Annotated in this window: 16 protein-coding genes; 10 read left to right on the forward strand and 6 right to left on the reverse strand. The window is 33.8% G+C overall.

The window, feature by feature from the left end; genetic code table 11:
* Positions 1–5: 5 nt before the first annotated feature.
* The 4 genes from ASE21_RS06015 (at position 6) to sufD (ending at position 3,086) form a co-directional block, all read left to right on the forward strand.
* Positions 6–494 (forward strand): flavodoxin family protein, encoded by a 489-nt coding sequence (locus tag ASE21_RS06015; RefSeq protein WP_057121681.1) that lies wholly within the window; start codon positions 6–8, stop codon positions 492–494.
* 14 nt (positions 495–508) lie between these two features.
* Positions 509–1,255, forward strand: a complete 747-nt coding sequence (sufC, locus tag ASE21_RS06020) for a Fe-S cluster assembly ATPase SufC (RefSeq protein ID WP_057121683.1) — start codon at positions 509–511, stop codon at positions 1,253–1,255.
* A gap of 76 nt (positions 1,256–1,331) precedes the next feature.
* On the forward strand, positions 1,332–1,721 hold the full coding sequence (locus tag ASE21_RS06025; protein ID WP_057121685.1) for a four helix bundle protein: 390 nt from the start codon (positions 1,332–1,334) through the stop codon (positions 1,719–1,721).
* Positions 1,722–1,769: 48 nt separating this feature from the next.
* Positions 1,770–3,086, forward strand: a complete 1,317-nt coding sequence (sufD, locus tag ASE21_RS06030) for a Fe-S cluster assembly protein SufD (protein WP_057121687.1) — start codon at positions 1,770–1,772, stop codon at positions 3,084–3,086.
* Between the two features lie 152 nt (positions 3,087–3,238).
* Here the strand turns inward: sufD and ASE21_RS06035 are convergent, their stop codons facing one another.
* Positions 3,239–4,588 carry a serine hydrolase domain-containing protein gene (locus ASE21_RS06035; protein ID WP_057122347.1) on the reverse strand — a complete coding sequence of 450 codons (1,350 nt, stop codon included), beginning with the start codon at positions 4,586–4,588 and terminating at the stop codon, positions 3,239–3,241.
* Positions 4,589–4,808: 220 nt separating this feature from the next.
* Between ASE21_RS06035 and ASE21_RS06040 the strand changes: the two genes are divergently transcribed.
* The 6 genes from ASE21_RS06040 to ASE21_RS06065 all read left to right on the forward strand — a co-directional run bounded on the left by ASE21_RS06040 (position 4,809) and on the right by ASE21_RS06065 (position 8,918).
* The gene (locus ASE21_RS06040) at positions 4,809–6,023 is read left to right on the forward strand and encodes an aminotransferase class V-fold PLP-dependent enzyme (RefSeq protein WP_057121689.1); all 1,215 of its coding nucleotides are present in this window, start codon (positions 4,809–4,811) and stop codon (positions 6,021–6,023) included.
* Positions 6,024–6,033: 10 nt separating this feature from the next.
* On the forward strand, positions 6,034–6,459 hold the full coding sequence (locus ASE21_RS06045; protein ID WP_057121690.1) for a hypothetical protein: 426 nt from the start codon (positions 6,034–6,036) through the stop codon (positions 6,457–6,459).
* A 2-nt stretch (positions 6,460–6,461) separates the two neighbouring features.
* A complete protein-coding gene (locus ASE21_RS06050) occupies positions 6,462–6,887 on the forward strand; it encodes a SufE family protein (RefSeq protein WP_057121691.1) in 426 nt (141 codons plus the stop codon).
* 97 nt (positions 6,888–6,984) lie between these two features.
* Positions 6,985–7,308, forward strand: coding sequence for an SUF system Fe-S cluster assembly protein (locus ASE21_RS06055; RefSeq protein ID WP_008466058.1), 324 nt, complete (start codon positions 6,985–6,987; stop codon positions 7,306–7,308).
* Positions 7,309–7,379: 71 nt separating this feature from the next.
* Positions 7,380–7,889: a DUF2480 family protein gene (locus tag ASE21_RS06060; protein WP_057121692.1), complete on the forward strand. Its 510-nt coding sequence runs from the start codon at positions 7,380–7,382 to the stop codon at positions 7,887–7,889.
* Between the two features lie 78 nt (positions 7,890–7,967).
* On the forward strand, positions 7,968–8,918 hold the full coding sequence (locus tag ASE21_RS06065; protein WP_057121693.1) for a DUF3078 domain-containing protein: 951 nt from the start codon (positions 7,968–7,970) through the stop codon (positions 8,916–8,918).
* Positions 8,919–9,095: 177 nt separating this feature from the next.
* On the opposite strand, the gene hflX is transcribed toward ASE21_RS06065, so the two are convergent.
* From hflX to ASE21_RS06090, 5 genes are all read right to left on the reverse strand, one after another.
* Complete coding sequence (gene hflX, locus ASE21_RS06070; RefSeq protein ID WP_057121694.1) at positions 9,096–10,325, reverse strand: GTPase HflX; 1,230 nt, start codon at positions 10,323–10,325, stop codon at positions 9,096–9,098.
* Between the two features lie 167 nt (positions 10,326–10,492).
* A complete protein-coding gene (locus tag ASE21_RS06075; RefSeq protein WP_057121695.1) occupies positions 10,493–11,350 on the reverse strand; it encodes a hypothetical protein in 858 nt (285 codons plus the stop codon).
* 139 nt (positions 11,351–11,489) lie between these two features.
* Positions 11,490–12,839 carry a DUF5689 domain-containing protein gene (locus ASE21_RS06080; protein ID WP_057121696.1) on the reverse strand — a complete coding sequence of 450 codons (1,350 nt, stop codon included), beginning with the start codon at positions 12,837–12,839 and terminating at the stop codon, positions 11,490–11,492.
* A 17-nt stretch (positions 12,840–12,856) separates the two neighbouring features.
* Positions 12,857–15,673: a carboxypeptidase-like regulatory domain-containing protein gene (locus tag ASE21_RS06085; protein ID WP_057121697.1), complete on the reverse strand. Its 2,817-nt coding sequence runs from the start codon at positions 15,671–15,673 to the stop codon at positions 12,857–12,859.
* Positions 15,674–15,889: 216 nt separating this feature from the next.
* Positions 15,890–17,107, reverse strand: coding sequence for an MFS transporter (locus ASE21_RS06090; protein ID WP_082603441.1), 1,218 nt, complete (start codon positions 17,105–17,107; stop codon positions 15,890–15,892).
* Positions 17,108–17,278 lie beyond the last annotated feature (171 nt).

Genomic DNA, 17,278 nt, shown 5'->3' on the forward strand with positions numbered 1-17,278 from the left:
ATACAATGGAAAACAAAAAAGTCATCATTCTAGGTTCTTCAAGAAAAAACGGAAACACAACAAGAATTGTAGATAAAATTGCAAAAGAATACAATATTGATGTAGTGAACCTCAGTGATTATACTATTTCATATTATGATTACGAAAGCAAAAATATAGACGATGATTTTTTGCCTTTAATAAGAGGAATAATTGAAAAGTACGACACTTTAATTTTTGCAACTCCTATATATTGGTACAATATGAGTGGGATTATGAAGGTTTTCTTTGATCGTTTTTCAGATTTAATCCGAATTGAAAAAGAAACCGGAAGAAAACTCAGAGGAAAAAAAATTGGTGTGATATCCAACTCACACGACAACCAGATTGAAGAGAGTTTTTACATTCCGTTTAAAAAAACAGCAGATTATTTAGGCATGGAATATTTAGGACACGCGCATTTTAATGCCAATGTTTTAAACCAGCCAACAAAAATAGAATTGACATTTATATAAAAATAAAAAAAACAATGTTATCAATAAAAAACCTTCACGCCGCAATTGGTGATAAAGAAATCCTAAAAGGAATTAACATAGAAGTAAAAGCTGGTGAAGTACACGCCATTATGGGACCAAACGGTTCTGGAAAAAGTACACTTTCGGCTGTTATTGCCGGAAACGAAAACTATGAAGTTACAGACGGAGAAGTTATTCTTGACGGAGAAGATCTTGCTGATCTTGCTCCTGAAGAAAGAGCGCACAAAGGTGTTTTCCTTTCTTTTCAATATCCTGTAGAAATTCCAGGAGTTAGCGTTACTAACTTTATGAAAACAGCTATTAACGAAACTCGTAAAGCAAACGGTCAGGAAGAAATGCCGGCTAACGAAATGCTGAAAGTAATTCGCGAGAAATCTGAATTGTTAGAAATCGACCGTAAATTTTTATCCCGTTCATTAAACGAAGGTTTTTCAGGAGGAGAGAAAAAAAGAAACGAGATTTTCCAAATGGCAATGTTAGAACCAAAATTGGCTATTCTTGATGAAACCGATTCTGGTCTTGATATCGATGCTTTAAGAATTGTTGCAAATGGTGTAAATAAACTTAAAAGCGAGAAAAACGCAATTATCGTTATTACGCACTACCAACGTTTATTAGATTATATCGTTCCGGATTTCGTTCACGTATTATATAATGGTAGAATCGTAAAATCTGGCGGAAAAGAATTGGCGTACGAATTAGAAGAAAAAGGATACGACTGGATTAAGGCAGAAAATTAATTTGTTTCATGTTTCATGTTTTTTTAGTTTCAAGTTAAACTACATTTGTAAGTTTTAACTTAAAATAAAATACGAAATGGCAACAATTAATCGATTTGAGGATTTAGAAATCTGGAAAGAAGCTAGACGATTAGCAAAAGAAGTTCATCTTATTGCAGTTGAAACAGAATTAAGATCAGATCTCAGATTTAAAAATCAAATAAAAGATTCTTCGGGCTCAGTAATGGATAACATTGCTGAAGGTTTTGAAAGAGATGGAAATTTAGAGTTTAGACAATTTTTATCTATCGCAAAAGGTTCAGCCGGAGAAACAAGATCTCAGCTATATCGGGTTTTTGATTTTGAATACATTTCAGAAGAAAAATTCGAAGCTTTAAAAAAAGATTACGAAAACCTAAGCGGTAAAATAAAAAACTTTATCACTTATTTAAATAAAAAAGATTTCAAAGGGAATAAGTTTCAGTAAGTAAAACCTGAAACTTGAAACCTGAAACCCCGAAGGAAACAAAACAAAATGGATTTAAAAGAAAAATTAGTATCGTCTTTTATGGCTTTTGAGGAGCGTGTTGATGTAAATTCAGATTTGCATGATATACGCACGAGTGCTATAAAAAACTTTGAAAATAAAGGTTTTCCAACCAAAAAAGAAGAAGCGTGGAAATATACATCGTTAAACGCCATTTTAAAAAATGACTTTACGGTTTTTCCAAAGCAGGAAAATGCAATCGAATTTAATCAGGTAAAAAAATACTTTTTACACGAAATAGACACTTATAAATTAGTTTTTATTGATGGTGTTTTCAGTTCGCATTTGTCTTCTACAACACACGACGGAATCGATGTTTGTTTGATGTCATCAGCATTGACCAAACCAAAATATAAAATGGTCATTGATACCTACTTCAATCAGATTGCAAGCAAAGATGAGAGTTTGACCTCTTTGAATACAGCTTTTGCAAGTGAAGGCGCTTTTATCAATATCCCAAAGAAGAAAGTTGCCGACAAACCAATCGAGGTTATGTTTTTCTCAACAGGAAATGAAGCAGCATTAATGGTTCAGCCAAGAAATTTGATTATTGTGGGCGAAAATTCACATGTTCAGATTATTGAGCGTCACCAAAGTTTGAATGAAAATCCGGTTCTAACAAATTCTGTTACAGAGATTTTTGCTCAAAAACGTGCGATTGTTGATTATTACAAAATTCAGAATGATAATAGCGAAGCAAATTTAGTAGACAATACTTATGTGTCGCAGCAACAGGAAAGTCATGCTTCTGTTCACACATTTTCATTTGGAGGAAACCTGACACGTAACAATTTAAACTTTTATCATTTTGGAGAAAGATTGACAAGTACGTTAAACGGAATTTCAATCTTAAATGATAAACAACACGTTGACCATTATACTTTAGTAAACCACGCAACACCAAACTGCGAAAGTTTTCAGGACTATAAAGGAATTTTTTCTGATCGTTCGACAGGAGTTTTCAACGGAAAAGTTTTGGTAGAAAAAGAAGCTCAAAAAACAAATGCTTTCCAAAAAAGCAATAACATTTTATTGAGTGATAAAGCTACAATCAACGCAAAACCTCAATTAGAGATTTTCGCAGACGACGTAAAATGTTCTCACGGATGTACTGTTGGACAGCTTGACGAAACAGCAATGTTCTACATGCAGTCACGCGGAATCCCGAAAAAAGAAGCTAAAGCTTTATTGATGTACGCATTCTCAAATGCGGTTATCGAAAGCATCAAAATACCGGAATTAAAACAAAGAATTACTAAAATCATTGCCATGAAATTGGGCGTGAATTTAGGATTTGATTTGTAGAATTCTATTTAATAAAAATTAAAAACCGATAAGTCTTAAAGTTTATCGGTTTTTTTATGCAATCCTGCAAGGTTTCCAAAACCTTGTAGGTATTATTATAACCCAAAAACCACACCTACAAGGTTTTGGAAACCTTGCAGGAGCAAACAATATTATTTCTTCACACTATCGATTACACTTTTCAAAAACCCATTAAAATCAAATCCCGGTTCTTCTTCTCTCACTCCCATCCTAACAATTACCATATCCATTGACGGAATAATCGCCACCATCTGACCTTGATATCCGCTGCAGTAAAACATATCACGAGGAACGTCCGGAAATTTTCCACCGGCATTTAACCAAAACTGCGCTCCATATTTTCCTTCCGAAGTATTTGTTGGCGTTGCCGTATATTTTACCCAGCTTTCATCAAGGATTTGTTCGCCTTTCCAGTTTCCTTTATGCAGATATAATAACCCAAATTTTGACCAGTCACGAGGTGTTGCCCATGCATATGACGAACCCACAAAGGTTCCGGACATATCTTGTTCCACAATCATAGAATTCATTCCTATTTTATCAATTACGGCGCTGTACCAAAAATCAAGATATTCCTGTTGGGTTTTAAATTGTCTTTTTAAAATGAGAGATAATAAATTGGTTGTTCCTGATGAATAATTCCAATGCGTATTAGGTTTAAATTGTGCCGGTTTTTCCAATTGTACTTTTCCCATATCTTCAGCCTGAAAAAGCATTTTTGTAGCGTCGCAAATCGTACTATAATTCTCTTCCCATTCTAAACCGGAATTCATGTGAAGTAAATCATTGATTGTAATGTTTTTACGCTCATCATTTTTCCATTCTGCGACAGGAGCAGGTTTATAAATATCAATTTTTCCTTGTTTTGCTAAAACTCCAAAAGCCGAACTTGTAATACTTTTAGTCATTGACCATCCTAAAATTTTGCTGTCTTTTGTAAAACCTGTATCGTACTTTTCGGCAATTAATTTATCCTTGTATAAAACTAAAACCGCACGCGTTCTTTTAATTCTGCCGCCCGTTTTGTCAAAAGCAGCATCAATGGCTTTCTTTAATTTCGAATAATTTATATTTGAAAATGCCGTGTCTTTTGGTTCCTTATTTCCGTACGGAAAAGGAAGATTATATTCTAATTTGGTTCTTTTGGGAAGTAAATAAGGTTTAGAAACATCAAAATCATCATTAATCAAAGTTGCGCCTAATCCTTCGCGGTAAATTGCTTTTCTTTCTTTTAATCCATAAACGGAAGCTGTCGCAAATTTTTCTGCATCATTTATAGAATTTTTTGCCAGATCAATCATTTTAATATCATTGTCTGTTTTCTCAATTAAATCTAAAGGGCGTTTATCTATAAAATGTCCTGATGCCACACTTTTGGCCGAAAATCCCGAAATCAAATCCAGCTTGGGATAAGTTGTAAATCCGAAATACAAAAAAGCAAGAACTAAGACGAGCAAAAGTACTTTGAGAAATTTTTTCATAATGCTGAAATTAATTTTATTGCAATATAAATAATTTATGCTCATGATTTTAACCGTCAAATTATAAATCTGATTCAGATAATTCATAAAACTGAATTGATTTTTACAGAATCGACATTTACATTTTGTAACAATAGCGCCATAAAAGGAAATTATAGAATTGCTGTATAAACAAATTTAGTTTTAGTACTTTTGTAAATAGATTTTTTCTAAATAAGACATGCTAGATATTCAAAAAATAAGAGCTGATTTTCCGATACTTTCACAAACTGTAAACGGAAAGCCATTAGTATATTTCGACAACGGAGCTACTTCACAAAAACCACAAGTTGTAATTGATGCTGAAGTAAAATATTATCAGGAAATTAATGCCAATATACACCGCGGCGTTCATACATTAAGCCAGTTAGCAACTGATGCTTACGAGGTTTCACGCGGAAAAGTCAAAGATCATATTAATGCAAAATTTGCACATGAAGTACTTTTTACTTCCGGAACAACTCACGGAATTAACTTAGTTTCAAACGGTTTTGCTTCTATTTTAAAACCTGGCGACGAAGTTGTGGTTTCTTCTTTGGAACACCACAGTAATATTGTGCCCTGGCAAATGTTATGCGAAAGAACCGGAGCAGTATTAAGAGTGATTCCGATTGACCAAAACGGAGAATTAATACTTTCAGAATTTGATGCTTTGCTTTCTGAAAAAACAAAAATTGTTACCGTAAATCATATTTCAAATGCACTTGGAGTTATAAATCCAATTAAATATATCATTGAAAAAGCACATGCTGTCGGCGCTGCAGTTTTAATTGACGGTGCTCAGGCTGTCCCACATTTAAAACCGGATGTTCAGGATTTAGATTGTGATTTTTATGCTTTTTCAGGACATAAAATGTGCGGACCAACCGGAACCGGAATTCTTTACGGAAAAGAAGAATGGCTGAACAAACTTCCTCCTTACCAGGGTGGAGGAGAAATGATCAAAGAAGTTACTTTTGAAAAAACAACTTACGCAGATCTTCCTCATAAATTTGAAGCCGGGACACCAAATATTGCCGGTGGAATTGTTTTAGGAACCGCAATTGATTATTTAAACGAGGTTGGATTTGAGAATATTCAAAAATATGAAGAAGAATTGCTGGAACACGCAACCAAACGTTTGTCAGAAATTGAAGGCATAAGAATTTATGGAAACACAAAAAATAAAGCTTCTGTAGTTTCGTTTAATATTGATGGAATCCATCCGTATGATGTTGGTTCTATTATTGATAAACTGGGAATTGCAGTTAGAACCGGACATCATTGCGCACAGCCAATTATGAATTTCTTTTGTATTCCCGGAACTATACGCGCTTCTTTTTCATTTTATAATACCAAACAAGAGATTGACCAAATGGTCGATGCCGTTAAAAAGGCACAAACAATGCTAAGCTAAAAAAAACATTATGAGAATATTATCTTTACTGCTCTTGACACTTTTTATTGCAACCGGATGCTGCAGCCAAAAAAAAACCGACATGACTTCAGCACAAATTGAATATTCTGCAATGTCCAGAGGATATTTCAAGAAGATTGTTGTTCAAAATAAAACAGTTTCTGTTACAAACGGAAGAGATCAACAGCCTGTTGAAGACAAAATCGAAGATGCTAAATGGAATAAAATTACTGCTGAATTTGCAAAAGTAAATTTAGATAAACTTTCAACTTTAAAAGCTCCAACAGACAAACGTACGTATGACGGCGCAGCGATTGGAAATTTAAAAATAACACAAAATGGAAAAACGTATGAAACTCCTGGTTTTGACAATGGTTTTCCGCCAAAAGAAATCGAAAAACTAGTAAATTTATTAGTTGATTTTTCTAAAGAATAATTATGACAATTAAAGAGATACAAAACGAAATAATAGACGAATTCTCAATGTTTGACGACTGGATGCAGCGTTATGAATACATCATCGAATTGGGAAAAAGTCTTCCATTAATTAAAGAAGAATACAAAACCGACGAAAATTTAATTAAGGGATGCCAGTCAAAAGTCTGGCTTCAGGGTGAGGAAAAAGACGATAAAATTGTTTTCACGGCAGACAGTGATGCTATTTTAACAAAAGGAATAATAGCAATTTTAATTCGCGCTTTCTCCAACCAAAAAGCATCAGATATTATAAACGCAGATACTGATTTTATAGACGAAATTGGTCTAAAAGAACATTTATCGGCAACCCGGGCAAACGGTTTGGTTTCGATGATTAAAAACATCAAAATGTACGCGTTGGCTTTTGATGCAAAAAACAAAAATTAAATTTTTCAGTCACGAATTTCACTAATTACACTAATTTTTCAAACTAATTAATTCGGGAAATTTGTGAAATTCGTGGCAAAAAAAAAAAAAAAAAAAAATGGAACAAGAAATAGACACAAACGAATTAGGTGAATCAATCGTAAGAGTTTTAAAAGGAATTTACGATCCTGAGATACCGGTAGATATTTATGAGTTGGGATTAATTTACGATGTAATGGTGAATACAGATTATGAAGTAAAAATCCTGATGACATTAACTTCTCCAAATTGTCCGGTTGCTGAAAGTTTACCGAGAGAAGTTGAAGAAAAAGTAAAAGCAATCGAAAACATTAAAGATGTTGACGTAGAAATTACTTTTGATCCGCCATGGAGCAAGGATTTAATGAGCGAGGAAGCAAAATTAGAATTAGGAATGCTTTAAAAATATTTGTTTCAGGTTTCAAGTTTCAGGTTACGCAACTTGAAACCTAAAACTTGAAACTAACTTTTCACATGGAAGAAATCATTAATAAAGTTGCCAATAGTGCTTTAGAAGTTTTTGATTTAGAGGATTATTATCCAAAAGGAATGCGTGTGCAGCTTGACATTTCGCAATGGCTTTTGGAAGGATTTTTATTGAAAGAAAAAGACTTTAGAGAGCATCTTAAAAATCATGATTGGTCACAATACCAAGACCAATACGTTGCTGTACACTGCAGTACTGATGCCATCATTCCCGCCTGGGCATTAATTTTAGTGAGCGTTCATCTGGCACCTTTTGCCAAAAAAGTAGTTAATGGAACTATCGAAGATCTGGATTCGAGTTTATACGAAGAAATCCTTAGCAAGCTAGATTATTCGGTTTATCAAAGCAAACCGGTAATTGTAAAAGGCTGCTCGAAAAAACCGGTTCCAATGCGTGCTTACATTTTAGCCACAACATATCTACAGCCATTTGCAAGGAGTATTATGTATGGCGAAGCATGTTCTGCCGTGCCTTTATATAAGGAAAATAAGAAATAACGCACTTTAACGTCCTATTAATCTTAAAGAATCTATCGGTTTTTAGTATATTTGTTAATACAACTTAAACTAAATACTATGAGAAAGTTATTCATATTACTTTTTGTTTTAGCAAACCTTACTTTTGTTCAAGCCCAAAATTCAGAAAAAGAATTAGTTCAGAATACAGAAAAAGCCGTAAATAAAATCAATGATACGATTGAAGAAGAAGGCTGGAAAGCAAAAGGAACAGTATCGCTTTTATTAAACCAGTCAAGTTTTAATAATTGGGTTGCAGGTGGTGAAGACAGTTTCTCTGGAACACTCGGTATTAATTATGACTTTAATTACAAAAAAGACGATATTACCTGGGACAATAAAGTTCTCGCATCTTATGGAATTCTGCAGACTAAAAATACTGACTTCGGAAAGAAAACTGATGACCGTTTAGAATTTAATTCAATAGTAGGAAAGAAAGCTTTTGGCGAGTGGTATTACTCTTATTTTTTAAACTTCAGAACCCAATTTACAACAGGTTACATTTATAGTCAGGATGCCAACGGCAAAGAAATTAGAACGGAGCAAACTAAATTTATGTCACCTGGATATCTTACTACCGGACCTGGTATTTACTGGTCTAAAGATGAAAACCTGAAAATAAACTTTGCTCCTCTGACTTCAAAATTCACCTTTGTTGACAATGCATATACAAGTGGCATTAACAGATTTACCGGCCTGCCGTATGTAGATGGCGATTATTTTGGAGTTGACGAAGGCAAAACCATGCGTTATGAGCTGGGTTTTTATGCTTCTGTGTATTATAAATTGGCCATTATGACTAATGTAACTGCAGAAAATACGTTGAATTTATATTCTAATTATTTGGAAGATCCTCAAAACGTAGATATTAATTATTCTCTAAATATTATCATGAAAGTAAATAAGTTCTTATCGGCTAATTTGGCTTTTCAGGCAATCTATGATGACAATGCTTTTCAAGGTTTACAAACCAGAGAAGTATTTGGTTTAGGAATTAATTTCGGATTCTAAGTAAAGTCAATAAATACATCTTCAATTATCTCCATATTAACTGAAGGAAAAACAAATGATAAAAAAAGGCTTTACCAAACTATAAGAGTTTGGCTAAAGCCTTTTTATAATTATTATATCTTAAATTCAAAATTCTATAAAATTGGGATTTAGAATTTAAAATTTGAATGTTAAACTTTATTCTTCTTCTTTTTCAACTGCATCTTTATAATCAGGATACAAAAATTTATTGTACGGAAATCTGGTAATATGAATCTGGCGAACAGCTTCATAAACCATTTCTCTAAATTCTTCAAAATTTTCTTTCTGTGTGGCCGAAATAAAAAGTGCTTTGTCCTGCCCTACATTGCTCATCCAGGTTTGCTTCCACTCATCTAGAGTCCAGTGTTTTCTGGTTCTTTCGGTAATCAGATCATCTTCGTCAATTGTCAGGTGTTTGTAAGCATCAATTTTATTAAAAACCATAATAGTTGGTTTATCATTACTCTTGATTTCCTGTAAAGTCTGATTTACAGATTCGATATGATCTTCAAAATCCGGATGCGAAATATCTACAACATGCAAAAGCAAATCGGCTTCGCGAACCTCATCAAGTGTACTCTTAAAAGAATCTACTAACTGTGTTGGCAGCTTTCGAATAAATCCAACTGTATCCGAAAGTAAGAACGGAAGGTTTTTAATAACCACTTTTCTAACCGTTGTATCTAAAGTTGCAAAAAGTTTGTTCTCTACAAAAACATCACTTTTACCAATCGCATTCATCAAAGTTGATTTTCCAACGTTGGTATACCCAACCAAAGCCACACGAACCATTGCGCCGCGGTTACTTCGCTGAATACTCATCTGCTTGTCAATCGTTTTGATTTTTTCTTTTAATAACGAAATTCGGTCACGTACAATACGTCTGTCGGTTTCAATCTCCGTTTCACCCGGACCACGCATTCCAATTCCCCCTTTTTGACGTTCAAGGTGCGTCCATAAACCAGAAAGTCTTGGTAATAAATATTGGCATTGTGCCAGTTCTACCTGCGTTCTTGCATACGAAGTTTCAGCTCTTTGCGCAAAAATATCCAGAATCAAATTGGTTCTGTCCAGAATTTTGCAATCTATAATTCGGGAGATATTTTTTTGCTGTGAAGGTGTTAATTCATCATCAAAAATAACAGTCGATATTCCGTTTTCTTTTACAAAAAGATTGATTTCATCTATTTTACCCGTACCCACAAAAGTCTTTGGGTTCGGACGTTCCATTTTTTGCGAAAAGCGTTTTATAACTTCACCTCCAGCGGTAAAAGTCAAAAACTCTAATTCGTCTAAGTATTCATTAAGTTTTTCCTCACTTTGATTTTGAGTTACAATACCAACAATGGCCGTTTTCTCAAAATTTATAACTTCTTTCTCTAACATATCTTAAAATAAGCTACAAATTTAATCATTTGTATACTACTACAATTATAGAATTACGATTTTAAATTTTATTTAAAACAACAAACCATCTAAAAATCATGCTTTACAAAGATATTTCTTTTATAAAACCTAATTTTTAAATGGTTTGGAAGGATTGAAAAAACGGACTATTCGTAAATAAACGTTTTTTCAGTTTTTACAATTCCGTTCTCTTCAATCTGAGAACATGAAATTGGAAAATTTAATTTGTTGTATTTATATTTTCGGCTTATCGCAACTAAAGCTGTAGACGAAGGGCTGAAATTCATTTCGTTATTATAGGAAATCGACTCAAAAGTAAATTCATCTTCGTGATACGAAATCATTGGTACAATTACTTTATAATTATCTCCAAAAAGGTTTTGAACAATTAACTGGTCTACAGATCTTTTATCGTCATAAGTATAAGTTTTAGAGATTTTATCTCCAACTAATCCTTTATGCTTTGATACATTATCGTTTACATATACATATTCGATTTTGCCAATAATTGCCTTGTTTCTATCGCGTGATGTACGTCTGACTATTGTACCATTTTCAATGATATATTCAATATCTTCAACTAAATTCTGGTGATTGGTACTTTTTTTAGTTGTTACTTTTACTCTTGCTCCTTCGTAAACGAATGTTACCACTTTTGTAATGTAATCCGGACCTTCCTGATATTTTTTTACAAATTTTGTAATGTTGTTATCAGCATCGTAAGTATAATTAATAACTTCTTTCCAGTCACTTCCCACTTTATCTTTAACAGACATATCTAGTAAACCTTTTTTGTTATAAAAAAAGTTCTGAATAACATCTGATGTAGTTATCGTCTGAAGTTTACCATCTTTAAAAGTCATGGTTTTATTAACAATTTCACCATCTTTAGAGTTCTGGTAATTCGTTTTTACAATGTTGATTTGCTTCAATTTAACATTGTCCTGACTGTGCATCAGAAATGGAAACACCATCATTAGGATGGCAATAAAGTAGGTTTTCATTTTGTTTTGTATTGATTTGGGATGACCAAAATACAAAATTCTGTCAAAATCTAACAGTTTAAAATCTCAAAAATAACATGCTACTTAATTATTTACCAAAGGTCCAGTCTTTTAGCTGGTTTACAATAAAAAAATTCTTCTATTTTTCGCCAAAAATCTTTATATCATCGACCATAAAAGCGCCATTTAAGGTTTTATCTTTTCCTGATCCTATATATTTAAATGCAATATGAACATTTCCTGAATAAGAAGATAAATCTATTCCGCCCGAACTAATAAATTGACGTGCCGGTGTTGAAAGCGATGCAACTTTTGCATTTAATTTTGTCCATTTTGCTTTACTTAAATTAGCGCCGTCAAAATTGGTTGAAATGTAAACTTCAAGTGTATTTAAAGAAGAGTCCAGTTTTAAATCGTGTTGTGCGCTTCTAAAAGACAATACTGAATTTTTATAATTGGTTAAATCAATTTTGGGAGAAACCAGCCATGCTATATTTTCTGCAGCCGTTGTACTTGTGGTGTTAAACTCTGCATATCCGTTTCCTGAATAAACCATACTCTTCCATAGTTTTGTGGCTTTCTCAACAATATTGCTCCAGCCCGGAAGTGCAAAATTGACATTGTTCTTGACTGTTTGAAAATCTTCAGTAAAAAAAGGAACACTTCTTTTTCCATTCATTACAATATCGCTTTCAAATCGAACCATAAATTGGTAATCAGTGCCAAACTTGGTTAAGATCCCTTTAACTTTCCCACTCCCTTCGGGCACAAAATGGTCTGCAAATTTGGCGTAACTGCTTGTTCTGAAAATAATCTGATTACCCGCTTTATCTCTAAGATTCCAGTTCGTTGATCCGCCCACATTATTTGATTCTTCAAAATAATGGCGTCCCAATGCCGCTTCTGTAAACTGGACATCATTAAGTTCAATCAACGTATTTAATTTACTGTCATCAAGCGCTTTTTCTACAGAAAGAGATTCAACTAATTGTTTTTCATCAACGACGGTACATGATGCATTTAGAACATTTTTATATTCATTTTGAGAAATTCTGCCAATTGTTGGATCGCCTGCATTGCTCACATATAAGCTGCCAATTCTTAATCCTCCATAATATAAATCTGTAAACTGATTTTTAAGTTTTACATATACTTTATTTCCTAACCTGTAATCAATATAAGTATTTGAGGCATCAACCGGCACGCTAAAGCCTATAGCCGGGATTCTTTCAGAGGCTTTTGTCTGAAGTGAAATCGTTTTGAAAAAATTCCCTCCCTCGTCGCTGGAAACTACATAAGCTTCTATAATATCATCATACAAATATTGTTTTGCTGTGCTGCCTGAAAGTTCATAAACTTTTTCTACCGTTTTGTTTACTTTAAAATCAGGCTGGGTGCACTCTAATACTGGATTTTCTACTTCTTTACTACAGCTGCAGGTAAATAAAAATAATACTGCAAAGAATAAATTTAAAACTATGTTTTTCATGATAAATAAATTTCGATCTATAAACCGATTGTTAGATTTAAAAAATAAGTTCGCCCGTAACCGTAATAATATTTTGGGCCAAATGATGGTGTACCGCTTGAAACATCCTGATTCAATGCCCTAAAATTGGCATTCCGGGCCTGCTCAAAACCTCCTGTTTTATAAACGAGACCCAAAACATTGTTTATGCTCGCAAATAATCCGACATATTTTTTATAAACACGCCATGATTTTCCTCCACTAATGTTTAACAAAGTCACAGGATTAAATTTTTCTTGTTTAAGCAGTTCGTTTCCTCTTTGAGAAGATGCTTCGGGAAAAGGAAATCCATTTGCCGGATTAATATAAAATTGTGAGGTTCTTGAAATTGGCGAAACATCAATATAATTGTCTGTTAGATAATTTATATTAGTGCCTATCCACCAGAATGCAGGATCCCGATACTCTAAGCCAATAGAAAATGCATTTTGAGGCATTCCGGCCTGCTTGTAATTTTTAAGATGGGCTTTCCCAAAATCAAAAGTGGTTTTTGCTCCGTCTTTTGACGCATTTGCATCGTTTGCAATCGATACATCCGGATTACTATTAAAAATATAATTTCCGTAAGCAGCAGATAACGCTGCCTTTAAAGTGGAAGAAATCTGATATTCAAAACTCAATTCGGCTCCCGAATTTTTTTTATCCAGATGTGTTAACGTCTGACTCACAAAAGCATCTGTTGCGTCGTAGCCGGCGCCATTATCAAAAATTCCTTCCGCATAAAAAAAAGAAGTTTTTGAGGTGTTCTTTATTAAGGTATAATAAGCCGTGAATCGAAATTTAAGTTTTGGCGAACGATAAACGTAATTGGCTTCTGCGCTGGTAATATTTTCATTTTCGATCCCGTCTACTATAGAATTATTTAAGCGCGAATTCGAAAACATATTTCGCAATGAAGGCGCTCTAGTTAAGTGTGCTCCATTTATAAAAAACCATTCCCGGCCCGAAATTTTATACGTGAATCCGCCTTTAAAACCAAAATTCTCAAAATTTACTTTAGCACTTTTTCCTAAAGAAGTTGTTGGATATATTCCGTTTTGATACAAACCCTCTCTTTGATAATTTGAAACCGAATAGGATTGTGCCAGATAAAATTCTGTTTTATCATAAGAGAATTTAAATTGTGTAAAAGCATCAATTGTATTGGCTAAAAAATTATAATTATAACCGTAAATATCTCCTTCTTTTACTTTTCTGTCTGGATTTTGCAGATCAGATTGCGATTGATTTCCTTTATAAAACGGATCAATATCTTCAAAATATTGTCCACCGAGAAGATCTGATAAATACTGAAAATTATGTGATTTTAAATTTCGATACGTAAATCCTCCGTCAAAAGAAATATTTGAATTAATCTGTGTATTTAGATTTGAATTTACCGCAAAAGTTTTATCATCTGTTCTGTCTTCATATAAAACATAATGACTTTGCGCCGGCTCATAACCATTTTGACCTGGTTTTTGATTTGCAGAATAAATGGCTTTCCAGTCAATTTGTGAATTTGCCAGAAATGCAGTTTTACTTTTTGCCGCATTTTCATAATCCGGAGTAAAGTCTCCTGAAAATTCTCCTTTGTCTTTTGCATAAAGTGAACTAAAATAACTCGGCATTTTTCTATAATAAACCGGATCCGGACTATCTCCATTTTGATAATCAATGTTGCTGTTTCCAACTTTTCCAAATTGATACATTACAGCAGAATTCAGGTTTGTTTTTTCGTCAATTTTAAAATAATGATTGAGCATGAGCAATGGCTCTTCTACATTTTTTACTCTTGCATTTCGCTTTTCTCCATTCTGAAATCCCCAGTACGAATTGTATTTTTCTCCCATTAAATCGCTGACTTCATTTGTATTTGGAGAATTTTTGCCACGAGAATTTGGCGTATAAAATCCGGTAAAATTGATTGAATTTCTGTTGTTTAATTTCTTTTCTACGCTGAGAAAAAAAGAAGCTGCATCGAAGTTTGTTCCTTCAAAATAACCTTCATCAGCCCATCTTTTTCCTGCAGAAACTGCATAAGCCCAGCCAGACACATTCATTCCGGATGCATAGGTGCCAATTCCGCGCCAGGTATATGCCGTATTGCTTCCTGAAAAAGTCAGCTGAGTTCCTTTTCTGTAAAGAGAAGCACGGGTAAAAATTTGCTGCGTTCCTAAAACACCTCCAAAAGTATAATTGGAAGCCGCGGTGCCAATAGAAAATTCCTGATTACGAAGTACATTATTCAATCCGCCCCAATTGTTCCATTGCGGCCTGCCGTCGTAGATTTTATTCATGGTCATTCCGTTGAGCATCGTGGTTCCGTTTTCACTGTCTAAACCGCGAACCCTAAATCGGGCCTGACCCCAGTTAAATGCTGAAGTTTGCATAAAAGCATCTTTTGAAGATTGCAGCAGACCGGATGTCATTTCAGACGAACTGTTATCATCAGACAAATCACTATCTAATAATGTGATCAAAGCTGCCGGAGCTTCATCTAAAATGGTGTCTTCTAATGGTATTATTCCGAGATTTATTCTTTGACCAAAATCAGACTGAATTTTTAAAAGCAGATCTTTATATCCCTGACTATGAACCCACAATAATTGTTCGCCTTTTAGGGGGGAATACAATTCAAATTTTCCGGTTTTGGAAGTTAGTGCTGTAAGCGATGAGTTTTGAATATTGACTACAACATTCTCAAGTGGATTTTGCGTTTTGGCATCAATTACATATCCTGTAAAGATGGTTTCCTGAGCAAAAGCAAAATTAAAAGACCATAAAATAAAAATAACCGAGTATTTTTTTACCATTAAAAATTCCAATTTACTTTGAAAATAGTTTTAGGAAATTAATCCCTTATTCAAAAGATAAAATTGGTTTTGGAAAAGGCCGGTTTATAGTCAAATAACCCGATTCAAATATAGAAAAAATAATTAAAAAGAAAATAAATTCTTACAAATTAAAAATAATTATAGTAACAATGAAAAGATGTTTTTTGGTCAAAAACAAAAATTTGGTTCAAAATACTAATTTGAAGTTCTGATTTTAGAAACCATAAAAGCGATTAGAACGCCAAAAATCCCGATGAAAGCAAAAGAAAAACGAAGTCCAAAGTTTTGAGCAATATGACCTATAACGGGCGGTCCCATTAAAAATCCAAGGAAACTTACACTTGAAACTATTGTTAAAGCTTCTCCTGCCGGAACAGTCGGATTTTTTCCCGCCATACTGTAAACTGTTGGAACTATAGTGGCAACTCCTAAACCAACTGCCATAAAAGCAATAGTACATGGAATAATATAAGGAAGAAAAACAGCTGTAAATAATCCGGCAGAAATCATAACGCCGCTAATCTGCATAACGCGTTCACGGCCAAATTTATTGATTAATCCGTCGCCTAAAAATCTTCCACTGGCCATCATAATCATAAATGATGTATATCCTAAAACCACCAAAGGTCCCGGCGCCTGCACAATATCTTTAAAGTAAACACCGCTCCAGTCAAACATAACTCCTTCGCTCGCCATACTGCAAAAGCCAATTACTCCAAGCCAGATTAAGCCGCTGTCCGGTTTTACAAATATTTTTTTCTTCTCTGTATTGTGCTTGATTTTTTCTTTGGCCCTGATTAAAAATTGGAAATTGAAGGCGATCATTAATAATACTACGACGCCAACAATTAAAAAATGATGCAATGGCGTTAAGTTTAAAGCCAGCATTCCTAAACCAACTAAAGCTCCTGTAAATCCTGCAAAACTCCACATTCCGTGAAAAGAGGACATGATTGTTTTTTTGAAAAGTACTTCTGTATAAACACCTTGTGTATTTACTGCAATATTGGCTAAGTTTCCAAATAATCCAAATAAAAACAATCCTACTGACAATTGCAGCCCTGTCGTTGCCAGACCTAAATTGGCGAGACTTAAAACATACATGATCAGTGCAAAAATCAAAACACGGTGACTTCCGAATTTGGTTACCATTTTTCCCGAAAAAGGCATAACAATTAACTGTCCCATTGGAAGGGCAAAAAGAATGGAACCTAAATCACCTTCTGTTAAATTTAAAGCAGCTTTGATATCCGGAATGCGGCTTGCCCAGGTTGCAAAACTTAATCCCATTCCGAAATAAAACATTCCAACGGCAAAACGAATTCTGTTAAGATAAGAAGCCTTTGCTTCTCTAAAAACTTTCTTGATTTTTCCTTTAGTCTGAAAAAGTTGTAATGGATTAAAATTTATCAAAACCGATGCATTTTTGGGATTATATTATAAAAGTACAAAAAACCTGTGTATTTACTTAAAGGTACAAATTGTTCGATTATTTACAACGTTATTGTTTATAAATTGGCTGGTTTTGCTTCAGATTTTACAAGTTTTGACCACAGATTTTACGGATTAAACGGATTTTGACCG

The sequence above is a fragment of the Flavobacterium sp. Root901 genome, assembly GCF_001429765.1.
Classification (GTDB): Bacteria; Bacteroidota; Bacteroidia; order Flavobacteriales; family Flavobacteriaceae; genus Flavobacterium.

Coding starts and splice junctions, on each gene's coding strand:
- ASE21_RS06050 (WP_057121691.1), top strand. CDS start 6,462: ATGACAATTAAAGAGATACAAAACGAAATAATAGACGAATTCTCAATG.
- sufC (WP_057121683.1), top strand. CDS start 509: ATGTTATCAATAAAAAACCTTCACGCCGCAATTGGTGATAAAGAAATC.
- ASE21_RS06060 (WP_057121692.1), top strand. CDS start 7,380: ATGGAAGAAATCATTAATAAAGTTGCCAATAGTGCTTTAGAAGTTTTT.
- ASE21_RS06085 (WP_057121697.1), bottom strand. CDS start 15,673: ATGGTAAAAAAATACTCGGTTATTTTTATTTTATGGTCTTTTAATTTT.
- hflX (WP_057121694.1), bottom strand. CDS start 10,325: ATGTTAGAGAAAGAAGTTATAAATTTTGAGAAAACGGCCATTGTTGGT.
- ASE21_RS06035 (WP_057122347.1), bottom strand. CDS start 4,588: ATGAAAAAATTTCTCAAAGTACTTTTGCTCGTCTTAGTTCTTGCTTTT.
- ASE21_RS06040 (WP_057121689.1), top strand. CDS start 4,809: ATGCTAGATATTCAAAAAATAAGAGCTGATTTTCCGATACTTTCACAA.
- ASE21_RS06075 (WP_057121695.1), bottom strand. CDS start 11,350: ATGAAAACCTACTTTATTGCCATCCTAATGATGGTGTTTCCATTTCTG.
- ASE21_RS06080 (WP_057121696.1), bottom strand. CDS start 12,839: ATGAAAAACATAGTTTTAAATTTATTCTTTGCAGTATTATTTTTATTT.
- ASE21_RS06065 (WP_057121693.1), top strand. CDS start 7,968: ATGAGAAAGTTATTCATATTACTTTTTGTTTTAGCAAACCTTACTTTT.
- ASE21_RS06045 (WP_057121690.1), top strand. CDS start 6,034: ATGAGAATATTATCTTTACTGCTCTTGACACTTTTTATTGCAACCGGA.
- ASE21_RS06015 (WP_057121681.1), top strand. CDS start 6: ATGGAAAACAAAAAAGTCATCATTCTAGGTTCTTCAAGAAAAAACGGA.
- ASE21_RS06055 (WP_008466058.1), top strand. CDS start 6,985: ATGGAACAAGAAATAGACACAAACGAATTAGGTGAATCAATCGTAAGA.
- ASE21_RS06025 (WP_057121685.1), top strand. CDS start 1,332: ATGGCAACAATTAATCGATTTGAGGATTTAGAAATCTGGAAAGAAGCT.
- sufD (WP_057121687.1), top strand. CDS start 1,770: ATGGATTTAAAAGAAAAATTAGTATCGTCTTTTATGGCTTTTGAGGAG.